Raw genomic sequence first — 19,258 nt, 5'->3', positions numbered from 1 at the left:
AAACCGCCGAGAAACTGCGAGTGGAGCGCGCCATTTCGTCGATCTCGGTCACGACGCCGGGCTCTTCCCGTCCCGCGCCGTCACCGTGCCGCGCAGCAGCGTCGCGGTGACCGTCGCCGGCAATTCCATCTTCGCGAATGGGGTGTTGGCCGAGCGGCTGGCCAAGTCGGTGCCCTCGACAGTCCAGGTGGCATCGGGGTCGACGACGACGAGGTTGGCCGGCTCGCCCACCTCAAGTGGGCGGCCCTGGTCGTCGAGGCCGACGATGCGGGCCGGGTTCTCACTCATCACCCGGGCCACACCGCGCCAGTCCAGCAGCCCGGGCGCCACCATGGCGGACACCACCACCGACAGCGCGGTCTGCAGGCCGAGCATGCCGGGGCGGGCCACCGAGAACTCGCAGCACTTCTCGTGCTCGGCGTGCGGGGCATGGTCGGTGGCCACACAGTCGAGAACCCCGTCGGCCAGCGCCTGGCGCAACGCCTGTGCGTCGGACGCCTCCCGCAACGGCGGGTTGACCCGGTTCACCCCGTCGTAGCTGGCCAGTCTGCTGTCATCAAGCATCAGGTGGTGCGGCGTGACCTCGGCAGTGATCGAGATTCCTTGCTGCTTGGCCCACTTGACGAGCTCGACCGTGCCCGCCGTGGAGGCGTGACAGATGTGCACCCGCGCACCGGCATCGCGGGCCAGCAGTGCGTCGCGGGCCACGATCGACTCCTCCGCGGCACGCGGCCAGCCGGCCAGCCCCAGCCGGGCGGCAGTGGGGCCCTCGTGCGCGACGGCACCGACGGTCAACCGCGGCTCCTCGGCGTGCTGGGCGATCAGCACGCCGAGTCCGGTGGCGTACTCCAGTGCGCGGCGCATCACCAGCGGGTCGTCCACGCAGACGCCGTCGTCGGAGAACAATTTGACCTGTGCCACCCCGGAGGCCATCAGCCCCATCTCGGTGAGCTGCTTGCCTTTCAAGCCGACGGTAACCGCACCCACCGGGTGCACGTCGACCAGGCCGACCTGCTGACCGCGCCGCCAGACGTGGTCGGTCACCACCGGACTGTCGGCCACCGGATCGGTGTTGGCCATCGCAAAGACGGCGGTGTACCCACCCAATGCCGCTGCAGCGGAACCGGTTTCGATGTCCTCGGCGTATTCGCGGCCGGGCTCCCGAAGGTGGGTGTGCAGGTCGACGAAGCCCGGCAGCAGCACCTGGCCGCTGGCATCGATCACGTCGGCGTCGACAGGCACTTCGAGTTTCGCGCCGATCTCGGCGATCTGGCCGTCGGCCACCAACACGTCGACCGGCTCGCCTTCGCCGTAGAGCAGCACGCCCCTGATCAACACCGGCTGGGTCTGCGTCATACCGTCACCGCCTCGTCCGTGCCGACCAGCAGATGGAAGAGCACCGCCATCCGCACGTGCACACCGTTGGAAACCTGTTGCAGCACCGCCGATTGCGACGAGTCGGCAACCGGGAACGAGATCTCCATACCGCGCAGCATCGGGCCGGGGTGCAGCACCACCGCGTGGGCGGGTAACAGCGCCTGACGGCGCTCGGAGAGTCCGTAGCGAATCGAATACTCCCGTTCGGAGGGGAAGAATCCGCCGTTCATCCGCTCGGCCTGCACCCGCAGCATCATCACCGCATCAGCGCCCGGCAATTCCGCGTCGAGGTCGTGCGACACCGTCAGAGGCCGTCGGTCGCCGCCGGCGCGGCTCACCGGCCACTGCGACACCCCGACCGGCAACAACGTCGGCGGGGAGACCAGCACTACTTCGGCACCCAGGGTGGCCAACAGCGACACGTTCGAGCGGGCCACCCGGCTGTGCAGGATGTCGCCGACGATGACCACCCGGCGGCCTTCGATGTCGCCGAGGCGCTGGCGCAGGGTCAGCGCGTCCAGCAGTGCCTGGGTGGGGTGCTCATGGGTGCCGTCACCGGCATTGATGACCGACGGGCCACTGCCGTCGTCCTCAAGTGTCCACTCTGCCAGCTGTTGCGCCGCGCCCGAGGCGGGGTGGCGGATGATCAGCGCATCGGCGCCCGCGGCGCGCAACGTCAGCGCGGTGTCGCGCAGCGACTCCCCCTTCGACACCGATGAGCCGGAGGCGCTGACATTGATCACGTCGGCGCTCATCCATTTACCGGCCACCTCGAACGACACCCGGGTGCGGGTGGAGTTCTCGTAGAACATCGTGATGATGGTGCGCCCGCGCAGCGTCGGGAGCTTCTTGACCTCTCGGCCCAGCAGCGCCTGCCTGAATCGGTCGGCGTTGTCGAGGATCGCGACGGCCTCGTCGCGGCTGAGGTCGGCGGCGGACAGCAGGTGCCTGACGCTCATCGGGTGGGACCTCCCTGCGGTGCGATCCAGATGCCCTCGACATCGTCATCCTCGATCAGCCGCACCTTGACGTTCTCGCTGCGCGACGTGGGGACGTTCTTGCCGACGTAGTCCGCGCGCAGCGGCAGCTCGCGATGACCCCGGTCGACCAGCACCGCCAGCTGCACCGCCTTGGGCCGGCCGATGTCACGCAGCGCATCCAGCGCCGAACGGACCGACCGCCCGGTGTAGAGCACGTCGTCGACGAGGATCACCAAGGCACCGTCGATACCGCCTGCCGGGATCGAGGTCTCCGCCAGCGCCCGGGGCGGCTTGAAGTCCAGGTCGTCGCGGTAAAGCGTGATGTCCAGGCCCCCGCGGTCGACCGCCACACCGGAGAATTCGTGGATCTTCGCGGCCAATCGGCCGGCCAGAGTGACACCCCTGGTCGGGATGCCGAGGAGGATGACGTGCGGTGCATCGGGACCGTCGAGGGCAGTCTTCTCGATGATCTGATGCGCCATGCGGGAAACGGTTCTACCGACGTCCGCTGCGGACATCAATTCGCGGTCGGTGGAGCCCACGAGCTGACCAGACCTCCTTCTCCGCCTCTCGGGACGGATCGTTAAAGGATGTCGAACACCGTGCAGCCTAGCACCTGATCGGACGATGCGGCTCCCGGCCGGGCGACGCCGCTTGAGTAGAGTTGCAGCGGTGAATCTCGCGGACAATCGCACCTCGATCGTGCAGGCGGTGGACGCCGGTGTGCTGGCGGGAGCCGTTACTGCGGTCTGGCAGCACGGGAAGGTACTGCAGGTCAACGAGATCGGCTACCGCGACGTCGAGGCCGGCCTGCCCATGCAACGCGACACCATCTTCCGCATCGCCTCGATGACCAAACCAGTGACGGTGGCGGCGGCGATGAGCCTGATCGAGGAGGGCAAGCTCGCACTGTCGGACCCGGCCAGCCGGTGGCTGCCCGAGCTGGCAAACATGCGGGTGCTGGCCGATCCCACCGGCCCGCTGGATCGCACCGTGCCGGCCCGGCGACCGATCACCATCGACGACCTGATGACCCACCGCAGCGGCCTGGCGTACACGTTCTCGGTCCTCGGCCCGCTCAGCCGGGCGTACGCACAGGTCTCCTTCCGCCAGGACCAGGACCACTGGCTGACCGACATCGCGGCGCTGCCGCTGGTCCACCAGCCCGGGGAGCGACTGACCTACAGTCACGCCACCGACGTTCTCGGCATCGTCGTCTCGCGGATCGAAGGCAAGTCGCTGCATACCGTCCTCACGGAGCGCATCTTCGAGCCGCTGGGCATGGCCGACACCGGATTCTTCATCTCCCCCGCCAAACGCGCCCGCGCGGCGACCATGTATCGGCTCGACGAGGACGCCGGACTGCAGCACGACGCCATGGGCCCGATACCGGTGACCGAGCCCCGGTTCTGCCAGGGTGGGGCCAGCCTGGTGACAACCGTGGACGACTACCTGCGATTCGCCCGAATGCTGTTGGGCGGCGGGGAGGTCGACGGAGTGCGGGTGCTCTCCGAGGAGTCGGTGCAGTCGATGCGGACCGACCGGTTGACCGCCGAGCAGAAAAACTACTCATTCCTGGGCATGCCGTTCTGGGTGGGCCGCGGCTTCGGCCTGAACCTCTCGGTGGTGACCGATCCGGCCAAGTCCGCGCAGCTGTTCGGCCCGGGTGGGTTGGGCACGTTCAGTTGGCCCGGCGCCTACGGCACCTGGTGGCAGGCCGACCCGGCCAACGACCTGATCCTGATCTACCTGATCCAGAACTACCCGAACCTCAGCGCGCCCGCGGCCGCCGTGGCCGGCAACACCTCGCTGGCCAAGCTTCAGTCGGTGCAGCCGAAATACGTGCGCCGCACCTACGCCGCGCTGGCGCTGTAGGTCACCGCTCGACCACCAGCGCCGACGAGCCAGCTTCGGGCCTACTGACCCGTAGGCCGGCCTCCTCGGCGACGACGGCCGCGGCGGCCCAATCATGTTCGGCGAGATCGGTTTCGACGAATCCGTCCAGCGCTCCCTCGGCAACGGCGCAGATCGCCAGTGCCGCCGAGCCGAGGATCCGGGCGTCGGTGTAACCGCGCATCTGCTGCGCGACGGCCCCGAACTGCTCGGTGCGGACCTCCGCGGAATACGAATAGCCCATGCCCAACACACGTGCTCCTCCGCCACCGGGTCCGATGAGCCGACGTACCCCGGCGTCGTCGGCGAGCCACGCCCCGGCACCGCGGTGGGCGAAATAGGTCTTGGCCAACGCCGGAGCGACGACGGCTCCGGCTAGCCAGCGGCCCTCGGCGTCGACCGCGCCGACACACGTGGCGTAGTAGGGAATTCCCCTGGTGTAGTTGGTGGTCCCGTCCAGCGGGTCGATCGACCAGCGGATCCCGGCGTGGTGCTGCCGCCCCGTCGGCGGAAGCTCCTCGCCGGTGATCTCGTCGTCGGGCCGCCGCGATTCGATAAGGCCCCGCACCGCGCGTTCGGCGTCGAGGTCGACATTGGTCACCAGGTTGCCGTCGTCGCCCTTGGTGGTGATCTGCAGCACGCCCTGCGCGCCCGCGCGCAGCACCTGTGCGCCGCGCCGGGCGGCCGCCAGCGCCACGTCCAGCAGCTCGGCGGTGTCCACAGCTGTGGTCACGACTCGATCCGGACGCCGGTCGTCGCGTCGAAGACGTGGACTCCGCCCGGGCGCACCGACATGGTCACCACGGCACCTTCGGCCAGGGTGCCCAAGCCGGCCACGTCGACCACGCTGACCAGGGTGGCGCCGGGCGCCTCGACGGCGACGATGGCCCGCGGGCCCAGATGTTCGATGAGGGCCACCCGGCCGGTGGCGGCCGGCTCCACGGCGGCGTCGGCGGGTTCGATCACCAGATCCTCCGGACGGAAGCCGAGGGTGACCGAATCGGATTGCCGTGCAACAGTATTGCCGACGGCAAGCACCAGGCCGTCGACGGAACGGAAGACACCGTCGGTGACGAGGCCGGGTACCAGGTTCATCTTCGGGCTACCCACGAATCCGGCGACGAAGGTGTTGGCCGGCTTGGTGTAGACCTCCAACGGGGCGCCCTGCTGGGCGATGCGGCCCTCGTTCATCACGACCATGCGGTCGGACAGCGTCATCGCCTCTTCCTGGTCATGGGTGACATACAGCGAGGTGATGCCCAGCCGGCGCTGGATACGCAGGAGTTCGGTACGGGTCTCCACCCGAAGCTTGGCATCGAGGTTGCTCAACGGTTCGTCGAACAGGAACACCGCGGGCTCGCGGATGATCGCCCGGCCGATCGCGACGCGCTGCTGCTGACCGCCGCTGAGGTCCTTGGGCTTTCGCGACAGCGCCGCAGTGAGGCCGAGAGTTTCGGCGACGGCGGCGGCACGCTCGCGCGCCTGAGCCTTGGCGATCTTCTTGGCGCGCAGCGGAAACGCGATGTTCTGCTCGACGGTCAGGTGCGGGTAGAGGGCGTAGTTCTGGAACACCATCGCGATGTCGCGGTCCTTGGGCTCCAATGCCGTGACGTCCTTGTCGCCGATCCGGATGGTGCCCGACGTGACGGGCTCCAGGCCGGCCAGCATCCGCAGCGACGTGGACTTGCCGCATCCTGAGGGGCCCACCAGCACGGTGAACGACCCGTCGGGCATCTCGAGGTTGAAGTCGTGGACTATCCGAATGTCCCCGTAGGACTTGTTCACACCGCTGAATGTGACGCCTGCCATGGTGATTTGTACTCTCCTACCGTGCTCTAGGTCTTGACCGCGCCGCCGCTGATGCCTTGGACCAGGCGGCGCTGAACGAAGAAGCTCGCGATGACAACCGGGACGACGGCGATGAGGATCGCCGCGCACATCGAGCCGATCTGCACGCCGCGGAACGTGTTGAACCCGGCGATGGCGACCGGCAGGATCTTGGCGTTGCCGGGTGCCAGGATGAGGCCGTAGAACATGTCGTTCCACGACAGTGTGAAACCGAAGATCGCCGACGCGCCGATCCCCGGCAGCACCTGCGGCAACACCACCAGTAGGAACGCCCGGAACCGGCCGAACCCGTCGACACGGGCCTGCTCCTCGATGGATTTCGGCACCGCCTCGAAGAATCCGAGTAGGAACCAGGTCACGACCGGCGCCACGAAGCTGAGGTGAGCGAAGATCACCGGCACCAGGCTGTCCTGTAGGCGCAGGGCGTAGGCCATGGTCAGGAACGGGAAGACCAAGACGGCGGGCGGGATCATCTGCGCGGCAAGCAGTCCGAACCGGGTAGCGGTGCCACCGGCCCGGTATCGGGTGATGACGTAGGCCCCCATGCATCCGACGACCAGGCTGATGGCGACGCTGATGAAGGCGACCAGGAAGCTGCGGGCCGCGGCGTCGAGGATGCCCGAGGACAGCACCGAGCGCCAGCTGTCTAGGTTCGGGGTGAAGAACACCAAACCTGGATCGTTGAGCTGGACGGGAGTTTTGATGCTGGCCAACACGATCCACGCGATCGGCATGATCACCACGACGACACCGACCCACAGCAGCACGATCCGGGCCAGCGTGTACCCCTTCACACCGCTCATACTTCGCGGTTCCTCTCCAACAGCCGGAACGTGATCACCACGGCGGTCAGCACCACGGCCAGCACCACAAATGCCATCGACGCCGCGCTGCCGAGCCGGAAGAACTGCACGCCGGTCTGATACGTGTAGTACTGCAGCGTCTGCGTTTCGGTGCCCGGGCCGCCCTTGGTGGTGGCATAGACGTATTCGAAGACCTTCATCGCATCCAGCGCACGCAGCAGGACCGCGACCGCGAGCACCGGACGCAGCAGCGGCAGGATGACCCGGCGGAACACGTACCAGGGCGCGGCGCCGTCGACGCGCGCCGCTTCCAGGGGTTGTTTGGGAATCGCCTCCAGACCGGCGAGCAGAAGCAGGACCATGAACGGCGTCCACTGCCAGACGTCGATGAGCGCCAGTGTGTACAGCGCATGGCCCGAGCCCAGGAAGTCGATGTCGAGACCGAACTTCTTCAACACGTAGGGAATGGCGCCCAGTTGATCGTTGAGCAGGAAGCGGAACGTCAGGCCGACCGCGACCGGGGTGATGAACATGGGCGCCAACAACATCGCGCGTGTAATGTCGCGGGCCCATTTCTGGCGCTGCAGCGCCATCGCCAGCATCAGGCCGATGACCAGCTCGAGGGCGACGGCGACCAGCACGTAGGTGGCGGTGGTGCCGAACGCCTGCCAGAAGTCGGCGTTGGTGAGTGTGTTGACGTAGTTCTTGACGCCCACGAAGTGTGGCGCGCCCCGGTCGGTGAGCTTGTAGTCGGTGGCGCTGAGGTATAGCGCGTAGACGAGCGGGAATCCGACGACGGCGACGAACAGCGCCAGCAGCGGACTCAACATCCCGTATTTGAACCTGGTCATGTCGTGTCCCCTCTGGTCGTCGTGGTCGTCGCCGTCGTCGAATTCACCCCTGGATCAGCCCCGGGTCTTCTCCGCGGCGGCCTGGGCGTCCCGCAGCGCGTCGTCGATGCTCTTGGTGCCGGCCACCGCTTCGTTCAGCTCCGTTCCGACGGCCTGGATCATCTCCTCGGCGTTGGTCTGGTTGCTGAGCGGCTTGGCCTTGGACAGGATGTCCTTGACCACGGCGTAGTAGTCCGAGCCGAAGCCGTCACCGAGCACCTTGGGGTCCTGCGTGCTGCTAGTCCGGATGACCGCACCGCCCTTGACCACCCGCTCGACGTCGATCGGCTTGGAGGTCAGCCAGGACGCGAATGCCCATGCGGCGTCGGAGTTTCCGGAATTTGACGGAATCGCCCAGCTCCACGAGCCGAGCACGTCCACGCCACCGGGCATCGCGGTGAGCTTGAACGGACCCACACCGGACTTGGCCGCGGTGCCGTCTGGCGCGTTCAGCGAGGGCAGGTTCCAGTTGTAGCTCACCAACGAGGCCGACTGCCCACTGGACACCGAGCGGCCTGCCTCGTCGAAGCCCCAGTTGAGGCTGTTCTTGGGGGCGGCAGTGTTGTACAGGTCGACATAGGCCTCCAGCGCCTTCTTGGCTTCAGGGGTGTCGAGGGTGTACTTGCCCGAGTCGTCGTAGATGGTGCCGCCGGCGGCGAACAGGAAGTTGGCCCACTCTTCGAAGACCTTGTAGCCGCGTTGCGGTTGCATCGCGATGCCGGCGCGATCACCGGAGACCAGCTTCTTGGAGTTCGCGACCAGGTCATCCAGCGACTTCGGCTCGCTCAGACCGGCCTTCTGGTAGTCGGGCACGTTGTAGATGTAGCCCAGCGCGTAGTTGTAGAACGGCACGGCGTAGCGCTTACCGTCGATCGTGTCGATGTCGGTGAGGGGCTTGAAGAAGTCCGCATAGTCGTAGTCCGGCGTGGAATCGATACGGGAATCCAACGGCTGCAACCAGTTCGCCGCGACGAAGTCCTTCATCCAGACGTTGTCGACGACGACGAGGTCGTAGGTCGCCTTGGGGGCCTGGAACGACGCGACCAGCTTGTCGCGGATCTGGTCGTAGGTCTGCGGCTCGATGCTGACCTTGATGTTGGGGTACTTCTTGTTGAACTCGGGGATCAGCGACTTGACGATGTCGGTGTCCGGCACGTTCTCCATGAGGATGTTGACGGTGCCGGAGGTGTCGGTGGGAACCTCACCCGACCCGGTTGCGGTCGCGGTCTGCGGTCCGCCGCTGCCCGCGCACCCCGATAGGAGCATCGCAGCGGCACCGACGGCGCCCAGCGAGGTCACGGCGCGCCGTAACCCTGGAGTTCTCAACTTCATTGCTTCCCCTTTTCGGTGGTGGGTAGGGCTAATCCATGTAGGCGCCGCCGTTGACGGCCAGCGCCTCGCCGGTAATGAACCGGGCGTCCTCGGACAGCAGGAACGCGACGCTGTAGGCCACGTCTTCGGGCTGCTGTAAACGGCCAAGCGGGGTGTCGTCGATCCACATCTGCTTGACGTGCTCGGGAGTCGAGCCGCGAAGCTCTGCCTCCCAGGCGAGTTCGCGCGACTGCATGGGGGTCTCGACGAATCCTGGACACACGCAGTTGACGGTGATGCCGTGTTCGGCGAGTTCGTAGGCCATCGCCTGGGTCAGTCCGACGACACCGTGCTTGGAGGCGACGTAGTCCGACAGATACGGGACCCGGCCCTGCTTGCCGGCCATCGACGCGGTGTTGACGATCGTGCCGCGGCGTCCGGTGCGGACCATGGCACGAGCGGCCGCCTGACCGCAGATGAACACCCCCTTGAGGTTGATGTCCATGGTGAGGTCGTAGTTGTCGAGGGACACGTCGAGGAACGGCACCATGAACGAGATACCGGCGTTGCTCATCCACGCGTCCAGGCCCAGGCGATCGGCGACGTCGTCGGCGACCGCCGCCGCCTGTACCGGGTCGGTGACGTCGAGGCGCGCCGCCTCGTGCCCGAGGCCGGCCGGGTCGGCGAGCGATGCGGCCACCGCAGCGGCGGCGTCGGCGTCGAGATCGGTGACCACGACTCGCCAATCCCGTTGCGCCAGAACCATCGCGATCGCCTTGCCGATACCGGAACCCGCTCCGGTGATGACCACGGTCTTGCTCATTGACGAGTCCTTTCGGCTAGCGAATGCGAGATGCCTGCGGTGGCGGTGGCCAGGCCGCGCCATTCCTGATACGCCGCGTCGTAGACGGCGACCTTGTCGGGATCGGGCAGCACCGGTTCGCCGACGGTGATGAAGCGCCGGCACTGCTCCCAGTCGGTGAGCACCTCGACGCCGACCGCGGCGATGAGCGCCGCCCCGAGTGAGGCACCGGGATGGTCGACGATCGGGTACATGGGGGCGCCGAGCACCTCGGCGTGGATCTGTTTCCACAGCGTGGATTTGCTGCCGCCGTTGGTGATCGACGCACGCCCGAGCTCGATGCCGAGTTCGGCGAAGACTTCGACGTGGTGGCGGAACCCGAAGGCGATCGCCTCGAGCGTCGCGCGGTACATGTCGGCGCGGCTGGTGCCCAGATGCAGGCCCGCGTAGACACCGCGAAGGTCCGGATCGTGCAGTGGGCTCTTCTCACCGAGGAAATACGGCAGGCAGAGCACCTCGGCCGGGCGGCACTCGTGCGCCTCGGCATCCAGGCGCAACAGATCCTCGCCGCCGACCAGACTCTGGAACCAGCGGATCAGGCTGCCGCTGGTGGCCATGCAGCCGTTGGGAAGCCAGCGTCCGGGAACCGGGTGGGCATCCAGGTACAGCCGGGCGTCGACCACGGGATCGTCGCTGGCGACCAGGATGTCGCCCGCTCCGCCGAGTTTGACCAGCCAGTCGCCGTGCTCCTCGACCCCTGCGGCGAAGGCCGACAACACATGGTCGGCACCGCCGACCACCAGCGGGGTGCCGGCAGCCAGGCCGGTCCGGTCGGCCATCTCGGCGCTGAGCCGGCCGGCGACCTGACCCGGATGCAGGACCGGCGCCAGCACCGCCGCGTCGATACCCGCGGCGGCCAGCACCTCCCCCACCGGATCCCCGCCGATGGTGAACAACCCGGATTCGAGCGCCCAGTTCGTCTCGACATGCGCATCGGCGCCCAGTGCCATCAGCATCCAGTCGTAGGAGCCCACGAAATGAGCTGTCCGCGAGGCGACTTCGGGCTCATGACGGTGCAGCCACAACACTGTGGGCGCCACCGACTGCTGGGTCAGCGCGGCACCGGTCAGCGCCACCAGGTCGGTACCGACCAACTGGTCTGCCAGGGCGCGGATCTCGTCGGTCGCCCTGGCGTCGTTCTGCAGGATCGCGCGGCGCAATGGCCGGCCGGCGGCATCGACGGCGACGACCGCGGGCACCATCCCCGTCGTGGCGACGGCCCGCACGTCGGCGGGCGAGACCCCGGCGGTGGCGACGACCTCGGCGATCGAGTCGACCACATTGGCCAGCCACTGCTGCGGGTCAGCCTCGGCCCAGCCGGGGTGCGCACTGAAAAGTGTTGCGGTGCGGCTGGTCTGCGCGATTATGCCGGCATCGGCGCCGAAGAGCACGGTCTTGGTGCCTGTTGTGCCGATGTCGATGCCGACGGTGTAGGCGGTCATCGAGAACCGCCGGCCTGCAGGGGTCCGTGGTCACGGTCGCGGTCCACGCAGACCACCTCCACACCCAGGGTGCGCGCGGCGACCAGGGTGGGATGGTCGGGATCGCTGTCGGTGACGATGTGGCCGGCGGCGCTCAACGGGGCGACGGTCAGCAGCTGCACCCGGCCCAGTTTGGATTCGTCGGCCACGACGATGATGCGGTCCGCCGAGGCGGCAGCCGCGCGCTTGGCGCTGCCCTCGACGCGGTGGTAGTCGGTCAGGCCGCGGACCGGGTCCACCCCGGCGACACCCATGATGTAGGTGTCGCAGTTGTACATCTGGTAGACCGACTCGGTTTCGAAGCCGATCAGACTCAGCTCGCCGGGGCGAAGATTTCCGCCGGTCACAATGATCGTGGTGTCCGGCTCGTCGGCGAGTTCGATCGCGGCCAGCAGGCTCGGCGTCACGATCGTGAGCCCCAGACCCCGGCCGCGGATGACTCGGGCGACCGCCAGCACGGTGCTTCCGCTGTCGAGGATGACAGTCTCGCCCGGTTCGAGCAGTTCGACGGCGGCCTCGGCGATATGCATCTTCTCGGTGGCCGAGCGGGAAGCGCGGCTCTCGAACGAGGGTTCCTCGGCTTTGCGGTAGGCCGCGATCGCACCGCCGGTGACACGGCGAACCAGACCGGAGGCCTCGAGGGCGTCGACGTCGCGGCGGATCGTCATCTCCGAGACGCCGTACTCCTGCGCCAACGACGCGTATTCGATCTCGCCTTGGTCTAGGACTCGCTGCTCGATCTGCGCCCGACGCGTCTTGGCTGACACCCGCTCGTCGCTCCTTGTATGTGACTGATTCACGAACCGTGACGCTCAATGTAAGGTCTTCACGGCTTCGTGGCAACCGATCCCGGAATAATTCACAGATCAGTTGTTACTTTCTTGCAGTACTGCAGTGGATGCGTTAGAAACAGTCACACCGAACGAAAGGGAGTCAGATGGCCGATTGGGTGCGAGAGGTCTTCTCCGTGCAGAAGCCCGTCATCGCGATGCTTCACCTCTCCGCGCTGCCGGGCGATCCCGGGTTCGACACCCGCGCCGGCCTCGCTGCGGTGATCGACCGGGCCAAGGAGGAACTCGACGCCCTTCAGCAGGGCGGCGTGGACGGCGTCATGATCTCCAACGAGTTCAGCCTGCCCTACCTGACGAAGACCGAACCGATCACCGCCATCACGATGGCGCGCATCATTGGCCAACTGCTCGGCGACATCTCGATTCCCTACGGCGTCAACGTGTTGTGGGACGGCCGGGCCTCGATCGACCTCGCCGTCGCAACGGGTGCGCAGTACGTGCGCGAGATCTTCACCGGCGTGTACGCCAGCGATTTCGGCTTGTGGGACACCAACATCGGCGAGGTCGCCCGCCACCGGGCCCGCGTCGGCGGCGCCGGGGTGAAGCTGTTCTTCAACATCGTCCCGGAGTCGGCCACCTATCTCGCGCATCGGGATCTTGCCTCCATCACCCGCACAACGGTGTTCGCGACCCTTCCCGACGCCATCTGCGTCTCAGGGCTCACCGCCGGCGCGCCAACCGATCTCGAGGCGCTGTCCGTGGTGAAGAAGTCCGCGGGAACGGTGCCGGTGTTCGTCAACACCGGTGTCAAGGCCGAGAACGTCGCCGACCAGCTGGCACTGGCCGACGGAGCGATCGTCGGGACCTACTTCAAGGAAGACGGCATCTTCGAGAACCGCGCCAAGCGTGAGCGGGTGGCGGAGCTGATGGCCAACGCCAAGGCAGCCCGCTAGCTGTTGCACCTGCGCCGAGCCTGTAGTGGTCGCGCCGTTGTCCGAGTGACCGGCACGACGGCTACAGGCTCGTCGCTATGCGGCCGCGCTAGGCCTCTTGCGTGCTCCCCCGCACTGCGGCGGCCGCCGCACGAATCTGCGGGGTGACCAGCATGACCTGGCCGAGGACTCCGTTGACGAAACCGGGCGAGTCGTCGGTGGACAACTCCTTGGCCAACTCGACGGCCTCGTCGACGGCGACTGGCTCGGGCACGTCGTCGGCATGCAGCAGCTCCCACACCGCCACCCGGAGCACCGCGCGGTCCACGGCGGGCAGCCGCTCCAGCGTCCAGCCCTGCAGGTGCGAAGTGATCAGCTCGTCGATGTGGGCGGTGTGCTCGGAAACGCCACGGGCCACCGTCACCGTGTACGGGTTCAGCGGCGACACGTCGGCGTTCGCCTCGGCCAGCGCGATCCGCCCGTCGGCGACCTCCGCCGGCGTCAAACCCCTGGCCTCGGCCTCGAAAAGCAGATCGACGGCACGCTTGCGCGCCTGATGCCGACCCTTGTCGGCCTTGCGATCTGCCATGTCAGCCGTTCACGCGGCCCAGATAGCTTCCGTCGCGGGAGTCCACCTTGAGCTTGTCGCCGGTGTTGATGAACAGCGGAACCTGGATCTCGGCGCCGGTCTCCAGCGTCGCCGGCTTCGTACCGGCGCTCGAGCGGTCGCCCTGCAGACCAGGTTCGGTGTGGCTGACCAAAAGCTCGACGGTCACCGGCAATTCCAGGTACAGCGGTGCACCCTCGTTGAACGCGATCTGCACCGGCATTCCCTCGAGCAGGAAGCCGGCGGCCTTGCCGACTAGCGCTTCGGGCAGCGGATGCTGCTCGTAGTCCTCGGAGTCCATGAACACGAAGTCCGAGCCGTCGCGGTACAGGTAGGTGGCGTCTCGCCGGTCGACGGTCGCCGTCTCTACCTTCACACCGGCGTTGTACGTCTTGTCGACCACCTTGCCGGAGAGCACGTTTTTGAGTTTGGTCCGCACGAACGCCGGGCCCTTACCGGGCTTGACGTGCTGGAACTCGGTGATCTGCCAGAGCTGGCCGTCGATGTTCAGCACGAGGCCGTTCTTGAAGTCGGCAGTTGTTGCCACGGTGGGTCGTTCTCCTCGTCTTAGCAGGGTCTAGCTGGGTCTATCTGGTCTGTCGGGTCTTTAGAGGACCGCGAGTTCCTTGGGGAACCGGGTCAACAGTTCGCTCCGCTCACCGACGACCAGGGTGTCCTCGATGCGGACACCGCCACGGTCGGGCAGATAGACACCGGGTTCCACGGTCACCACGGAGCCAGCAAGCAGTGTACCGGCGGAAGCGGAGTTGATTCCCGGCGCTTCGTGGATCTGCAATCCGACTCCGTGGCCCAGCCCGTGCCCGAAGTACTCGCCGTAGCCGGCATCGACGATCACGGTGCGCGCCGCGGCGTCGACGTCGCGCAGATCGGCGCCGACGTCCAGCGCCTCCCGCCCGGCGCGCTGGGCGGCGGCGACCAGCTCGTAGATCTCCAGCTGCCAGGGCTCGGCCTTACCGAGCACGAACGTGCGGGTCATATCGGAGTGGTAGCCGCCGACCAGCGCGCCGAAGTCGATTTTGACGAAATCGCCCGGGGCCAGTACCGCGTCGGTGGGCCGGTGATGCGGGATCGCCGAATTGGCTCCGGCGGCGACGATCGTCTCGAAGGACGGCCCGTCGGCGCCGTGCTCCAACATGAGCGCCTCGAGTTCGCGGCCCACCGCCCGCTCGGTGCGGCCCGGCCGCAGGCCGCCACCGTTGACCAGAGCGCCCAGGGCGGCGTCGGCGGCCTCGCATGCCAGCCGCAGCAGCGCGATCTCACCGGCGTCCTTGATCTCCCGCAGCGCTTCGACAACGCCCGAGGCGCGGACCAGCTCGGCGCCCGGTTGGTCGTCGAGCTCGCGGGCCAGCACGTCGAATCCGTCGACGGTTACCACGTGGCTTTCGAAGCCGATACGGCGCGCACCGTCGGCGATGGCCCGGGCCACCAGTCGCCGTCCACACGCCCGCTCGATGACGGTTTCCAGGTCGGGCGACTGGTGGGCCGCCTGCGTGCGATAGCGCGAGTCGGTGGCCAGCACCGCCGGCATGTCGCCGGCGAACACCAGCAGCGCCGCGTTCGAACCGGTGAAACCGGACAGGTACCGCACGTTGACCAGGTCACTGACCAGGATCGCGTCCAGCCCGTCGGCGGCCAGCCTGGCGGCCAGCCGGTCCCGGCGTTGGCAATGTGTCACGGTTGCCGACGCTACTCGCTACGCTGATGCCCCATGAATACGTGGTTGTTACGCGGACTGGTGTTCGCCGCTGGAATGGTGGTCGTCCGTCTGGTGCAAGGCACCCTGATCAACCTGTATGAAACCAAGGCCGGATTGATCAGCATCGTGCTGGTCGTGCTGTTCGGGATCGCGGCTTTCGTGTGGGGTCTGCTCGACGGTCGCGCCGACGCCAACGCCAACCCGGACCCCGACCGCCGCCGCGACCTGGCGATGACCTGGCTGCTGGCCGGACTGATCGCGGGTGTGCTGGGCGGCTTCGTCGTCTGGCTGATCTCGCTGTTCTACAGCAACCTCTACGCGGAGGGCCTCATCAACGAGGTCACCACGTTCGCGGCGTTCACCGCGTTGATGGTCTTCGTACCGGCGATCACCGCCGCCGCGATCGGCCGCTGGATGGTGGACCGCAACCGGCCGGTCGAGCCGCGCCGCCGCTTCGGCGAGGCAGCCGACGTGTTCGACAGCGTGCGCGAGGACGACCGCACCGGCCCCATCGCGGGGTTGCCGGAGGGCGAGGCCGCGACCGAGGCACACACCTCCCCGGTGGCCACCGTCGAGCGCGACGAGCCCACCGAGGTCATCGACTTTCCCGACGACAAGCACCCCGAAAAGTCCTGACGCCGGACTTGATGGGTTCGATCGGCATCCGGTCGTTCCCGAACCCCCGAGGGCCCCTCGGTGCCGGCGCTGCCGGGCACGACGCACCACACCTCCGACGCGTACTTACGACAATCCCCTGCGGGGTTCGCTAGCTGCGGCGTAACGTCCGCACAGCGGACCGTTAGGGGGAATGCCTGTGTCGATGATGGCTCGTGTCAAAGTACTCGCGCGCGGGATCGAGCCGGCGCTACACGACCGTCGCGAGTTCCTGTTGGGACTTCCTGAGCACGCCGAGATCTTCGACGTGGGATGCGGCAACGACTGCGCCTACATCACGAAATCCATCAGACCTGACAGCCGATACGTCGGTTTGGATGTCGGCGACTACTTCAACGATCACGAACCCACCGCCTTCGCCGACGAATATGTGGTCGTCACCCCCGGCGCGTTCACCGATGCAATCGAGCAGCGGGCAGGAAAGTTCGACGCCGTCATCAGCTCACACAACCTTGAGCACTGCTACGACCCCGATGGGGTAACCACCGCCATGGCCCGAGCACTGCGTCCCGGCGGTCAGATCTACCTCGCGTTCCCGTCCGCCGCATCATTGAGCCTGCCTAAACGGGGCGGCTGCTTGAACTTCTTCGATGACTCGACCCACGTCCGCCCACCCGACTACCACCGCGTTCTCGAACTCCTACGGGAAGGCGGCGTGCAGATCGACTATGCGGCCGAGCGGCACCGTCCCCCGAGCCGGGTCGCTATGGGACTGATGGTCGAACCAATCAGTCGACGCCGAAACCACGTGATGCGCGGGACATGGGCGCTCTACGGTTTCGAGACCGTCATCTGGGGCACCAAGATCGCCTGATGGCAGATCTCCGATCAGCTGGGGCTTCGATCGGCGAGATCCGGTCTCCGGCAAGCTGGCCGATGCGCACTCAGTCGGTCGCGATGTCGAAGGTCGCCAGGTAGCGCAGCGCCATCAGATAACCCTGCACCCCCAGTCCAACGATCACACCGGTGGCCACCGCGCTCAGATATGAGTGGTGCCGAAACTCTTCGCGCGCATGCACATTCGAGATGTGCACCTCGATCAGAGGGGCCCGCAGCTCCGCGCAGGCGTCACGCAACGCGATCGAGGTGTGGGTCAGTGCACCGGCGTTGAGGATCACCGGGTCGCCGGCGTCGGCCGCGGCGTGCAACCAGTCCAGCAGCTGGGCTTCGCTGTTGGACTGGCGCACCACCGCGGTCAGTCCCAGCTCGGTGGCCTGGGCCTCGATCAGGGTTACCAGGTCGTCGTAGGTGACACTGCCGTAGATCTCGGGTTCCCGCTTGCCGAGCCGATCGAGGTTGGGACCGTTGAGGACCAGTACCGTCGTCACGAGGCCGCCACCTCCGCATAGGCCGCCGCCAGCAGCGCGGGATCCGGACCTTCCAGCCGGCCCGGTTTGGCCAGCCCGTCGAGCACCACGAACCGCAACACTCCCGAGCGGGTTTTCTTGTCACCAGCCATGGACTCGAGGAGTTCGGGCAGCGCGTCCGCGTCGTAGCTGACCGGCAACCCCAGAGCGGTCAGCACGGTGCGGTGCCGCGCGGCTGTCGCGTCGTCGAGCCGGCCGGCCAGCCGGCCGAGTTCGGCGGCGTACACCAGGCCCACCGATACCGCCGCGCCGTGACGCCAGCGGTAACGTTCGCGGCGTTCGATGGCATGCGCCAGAGTGTGTCCGTAGTTGAGGATCTCGCGTAGCGCCGACTCCTTCTCATCAGCCGCCACCACCTCGGCCTTCACCGTGATTGCGCGCCGGATCAGTTCGGGCAGAACCGAACCCGCCGGATCCACGGCGGCCTGCGGATCGGCCTCGATGAGCTCCAGGATCCGCGGGTCGGCGATAAACCCTGCCTTGACGATCTCGGCCATCCCGGCCACCAATTCGTTGCGCGGCAATGTCTCCAGCGTCGCCAGGTCGACCAGCACCGCCGCCGGCTGGTGGAAGGCGCCCACCAGGTTCTTGCCAGCGTCGGTGTTGATCCCGGTCTTGCCGCCCACCGCGGCGTCGACCATTCCCAGCAGCGTGGTCGGGACATGGACGATGTCCACCCCGCGCAGCCAGGTTGCGGCCGCGAAGCCCGCCACGTCGGTGGCGGCGCCGCCGCCGAGGCTGACCAATGCGTCCTTGCGTCCGATCCCGATGCGGCCCAGCACTTCCCAGATGAACCCGACGACGGGAAGGTCCTTTCCGGCCTCGGCGTCGGGGATCTCGATGCGATGGGCGTCCACTCCCCGCTCGGCGAGATGGGCGCGGATGACCTCGGCGGTCTGGGCCAGTGTCGGCTGGTGCAGGATCGCCACCCGGTGCCGCGAGCCGAGCAGCGCGCCCAGCTCACCGAGCAGCCCGGTGCCCACGATCACTGGGTACGGCGGGTCGACGGCGACCTCGATGGTCACCGGTTCTGCGAGGGACGGGGCAAGCTCGGTCATTTACGGGCTCCGGCGCGACGGGCGGCCAGCGCCGCCGGGGTGGCGGGTGTGACCGGCTGTGAATCGAAAGAGGGATCGGGTTTGGTTGCAGCCGAACGGTCTTCTGTTGCAGCTGACGGGGAGCGACGCCAGGGTGGCCGGCGTCGCCGCGGAGGTTGGGGGTTCTCCAGCCGGGCAACGATGTGGCGCACCACCGCACCGGGATTGCGCCGGTTGGTGTTCACCCGGATCGTCGCGACCCGCCGGTACAGCGGTACCCGCTCATTCATCAGGGTGCGGTACTTCTCGGCGTGGTCGGGCCCGGCGAGCAGCGGACGGACCGTACTGCCACTGGTGCGGCGCACACCCTCGGCGGCGCTGATCTCCAGGAACACCACCGTGTGCCCGGCCAGGGCTTCCCGCACTCCCGGCGAGGTGACCGCCCCACCGCCCAGCGACAGGATGCCGTCGTGGGTCTGCAGGGCCTCGCGGATGACGTCTTCCTCGATGCGCCGGAACTGCGCCTCGCCGTCTCGTGTGAAGATGTCGGCGATGGTGCGGCCGGTCCTCTCCTCGATGGCGGCGTCGGTGTCCAGCATTGTGAGCCCCATCGACTTGGCCAGCCGCCGCCCGATGGTGGACTTGCCCGAGCCGGGCAACCCGATCAGAACGGCTTTCGGCGCCATG

General features: G+C 67.4%; 21 protein-coding genes. 4 read left to right on the top strand and 17 right to left on the bottom strand.

What is annotated here, in order from left to right; genetic code table 11:
• Window positions 1–48 precede the first annotated feature (48 nt).
• Genes ACXDF8_RS03410 through pyrR form a run of 3 tightly spaced genes read right to left on the bottom strand, consistent with a single transcriptional unit; the run spans window position 49 to window position 2,899 of the window.
• On the bottom strand, window positions 49–1,356 hold the full coding sequence (locus ACXDF8_RS03410) for a dihydroorotase (protein ID WP_457221838.1): 1,308 nt from the start codon (window positions 1,354–1,356) through the stop codon (window positions 49–51).
• Window positions 1,353–2,336: an aspartate carbamoyltransferase catalytic subunit gene (locus ACXDF8_RS03405; RefSeq protein WP_457221837.1), complete on the bottom strand. Its 984-nt coding sequence runs from the start codon at window positions 2,334–2,336 to the stop codon at window positions 1,353–1,355. Before ACXDF8_RS03405 ends, ACXDF8_RS03410 begins: the two co-directional genes overlap by 4 nt.
• On the bottom strand, window positions 2,333–2,899 hold the full coding sequence (gene pyrR / locus ACXDF8_RS03400) for a bifunctional pyr operon transcriptional regulator/uracil phosphoribosyltransferase PyrR (protein WP_457221836.1): 567 nt from the start codon (window positions 2,897–2,899) through the stop codon (window positions 2,333–2,335). The genes ACXDF8_RS03405 and pyrR overlap by 4 nt, the downstream gene beginning before the upstream one ends.
• 130 nt (window positions 2,900–3,029) lie before the next feature.
• Here pyrR and ACXDF8_RS03395 point away from each other — a divergent pair, with 130 nt between their 5' ends.
• Window positions 3,030–4,232, top strand: coding sequence for a serine hydrolase domain-containing protein (locus tag ACXDF8_RS03395; protein ID WP_457221835.1), 1,203 nt, complete (start codon window positions 3,030–3,032; stop codon window positions 4,230–4,232).
• Window position 4,233: 1 nt separating this feature from the next.
• Here ACXDF8_RS03395 and ACXDF8_RS03390 read toward each other — a convergent pair whose 3' ends face one another.
• From ACXDF8_RS03390 to ACXDF8_RS03355, 8 genes are read right to left on the bottom strand one after another with little or no spacing between them, the layout of a single operon-like run.
• Window positions 4,234–4,983: an inositol monophosphatase family protein gene (locus tag ACXDF8_RS03390; protein WP_457221834.1), complete on the bottom strand. Its 750-nt coding sequence runs from the start codon at window positions 4,981–4,983 to the stop codon at window positions 4,234–4,236.
• Entirely contained in the window at window positions 4,980–6,059 is a 1,080-nt protein-coding gene (locus ACXDF8_RS03385; RefSeq protein WP_457221833.1) for an ABC transporter ATP-binding protein, read from the bottom strand. The genes ACXDF8_RS03390 and ACXDF8_RS03385 overlap by 4 nt, the downstream gene beginning before the upstream one ends.
• A 26-nt stretch (window positions 6,060–6,085) precedes the next feature.
• A complete protein-coding gene (locus ACXDF8_RS03380; protein ID WP_457221832.1) occupies window positions 6,086–6,901 on the bottom strand; it encodes a carbohydrate ABC transporter permease in 816 nt (271 codons plus the stop codon).
• Complete coding sequence (locus tag ACXDF8_RS03375; protein ID WP_457221831.1) at window positions 6,898–7,752, bottom strand: carbohydrate ABC transporter permease; 855 nt, start codon at window positions 7,750–7,752, stop codon at window positions 6,898–6,900. The genes ACXDF8_RS03380 and ACXDF8_RS03375 overlap by 4 nt, the downstream gene beginning before the upstream one ends.
• Before the next feature lie 54 nt (window positions 7,753–7,806).
• Window positions 7,807–9,123, bottom strand: coding sequence for an ABC transporter substrate-binding protein (locus tag ACXDF8_RS03370; RefSeq protein WP_457221830.1), 1,317 nt, complete (start codon window positions 9,121–9,123; stop codon window positions 7,807–7,809).
• Window positions 9,124–9,151: 28 nt separating this feature from the next.
• On the bottom strand, window positions 9,152–9,925 hold the full coding sequence (locus tag ACXDF8_RS03365; RefSeq protein ID WP_457221829.1) for an SDR family NAD(P)-dependent oxidoreductase: 774 nt from the start codon (window positions 9,923–9,925) through the stop codon (window positions 9,152–9,154).
• Window positions 9,922–11,406, bottom strand: coding sequence for an FGGY-family carbohydrate kinase (locus tag ACXDF8_RS03360; protein ID WP_457221828.1), 1,485 nt, complete (start codon window positions 11,404–11,406; stop codon window positions 9,922–9,924). The genes ACXDF8_RS03365 and ACXDF8_RS03360 overlap by 4 nt, the downstream gene beginning before the upstream one ends.
• Entirely contained in the window at window positions 11,403–12,212 is an 810-nt protein-coding gene (locus ACXDF8_RS03355; protein WP_457221827.1) for a DeoR/GlpR family DNA-binding transcription regulator, read from the bottom strand. Before ACXDF8_RS03355 ends, ACXDF8_RS03360 begins: the two co-directional genes overlap by 4 nt.
• 170 nt (window positions 12,213–12,382) lie before the next feature.
• Here ACXDF8_RS03355 and ACXDF8_RS03350 point away from each other — a divergent pair, with 170 nt between their 5' ends.
• Entirely contained in the window at window positions 12,383–13,189 is an 807-nt protein-coding gene (locus ACXDF8_RS03350; RefSeq protein ID WP_457221826.1) for a BtpA/SgcQ family protein, read from the top strand.
• Between the two features lie 88 nt (window positions 13,190–13,277).
• Here the strand turns inward: ACXDF8_RS03350 and nusB are convergent, their stop codons facing one another.
• From nusB to ACXDF8_RS03335, 3 genes are read right to left on the bottom strand one after another with little or no spacing between them, the layout of a single operon-like run.
• Window positions 13,278–13,757: a transcription antitermination factor NusB gene (nusB, locus tag ACXDF8_RS03345; RefSeq protein ID WP_457221825.1), complete on the bottom strand. Its 480-nt coding sequence runs from the start codon at window positions 13,755–13,757 to the stop codon at window positions 13,278–13,280.
• Between the two features lies 1 nt (window position 13,758).
• The gene (gene efp, locus ACXDF8_RS03340) at window positions 13,759–14,322 is read right to left on the bottom strand and encodes an elongation factor P (RefSeq protein WP_457221824.1); all 564 of its coding nucleotides are present in this window, start codon (window positions 14,320–14,322) and stop codon (window positions 13,759–13,761) included.
• A 60-nt stretch (window positions 14,323–14,382) separates the two neighbouring features.
• A complete protein-coding gene (locus ACXDF8_RS03335; protein WP_457221823.1) occupies window positions 14,383–15,471 on the bottom strand; it encodes a M24 family metallopeptidase in 1,089 nt (362 codons plus the stop codon).
• A gap of 33 nt (window positions 15,472–15,504) precedes the next feature.
• Between ACXDF8_RS03335 and ACXDF8_RS03330 the strand changes: the two genes are divergently transcribed.
• Window positions 15,505–16,128, top strand: a complete 624-nt coding sequence (locus ACXDF8_RS03330; RefSeq protein ID WP_457221822.1) for a B-4DMT family transporter — start codon at window positions 15,505–15,507, stop codon at window positions 16,126–16,128.
• A 172-nt stretch (window positions 16,129–16,300) separates the two neighbouring features.
• A complete protein-coding gene (locus tag ACXDF8_RS03325) occupies window positions 16,301–16,981 on the top strand; it encodes a class I SAM-dependent methyltransferase (RefSeq protein WP_457221821.1) in 681 nt (226 codons plus the stop codon).
• A 70-nt stretch (window positions 16,982–17,051) separates the two neighbouring features.
• Here ACXDF8_RS03325 and aroQ read toward each other — a convergent pair whose 3' ends face one another.
• From aroQ to ACXDF8_RS03310, 3 genes are read right to left on the bottom strand one after another with little or no spacing between them, the layout of a single operon-like run.
• A complete protein-coding gene (aroQ, locus tag ACXDF8_RS03320) occupies window positions 17,052–17,495 on the bottom strand; it encodes a type II 3-dehydroquinate dehydratase (protein ID WP_457221820.1) in 444 nt (147 codons plus the stop codon).
• The gene (gene aroB / locus ACXDF8_RS03315) at window positions 17,492–18,592 is read right to left on the bottom strand and encodes a 3-dehydroquinate synthase (RefSeq protein ID WP_457221819.1); all 1,101 of its coding nucleotides are present in this window, start codon (window positions 18,590–18,592) and stop codon (window positions 17,492–17,494) included. The genes aroQ and aroB overlap by 4 nt, the downstream gene beginning before the upstream one ends.
• Window positions 18,589–19,257, bottom strand: a complete 669-nt coding sequence (locus tag ACXDF8_RS03310; RefSeq protein WP_457221818.1) for a shikimate kinase — start codon at window positions 19,255–19,257, stop codon at window positions 18,589–18,591. The genes aroB and ACXDF8_RS03310 overlap by 4 nt, the downstream gene beginning before the upstream one ends.
• Window position 19,258 lies beyond the last annotated feature (1 nt).

This window comes from Mycolicibacterium sp. CBM1, from assembly GCF_054073305.1.
This window is presented reverse-complemented; position numbering and strand designations above follow the sequence as displayed.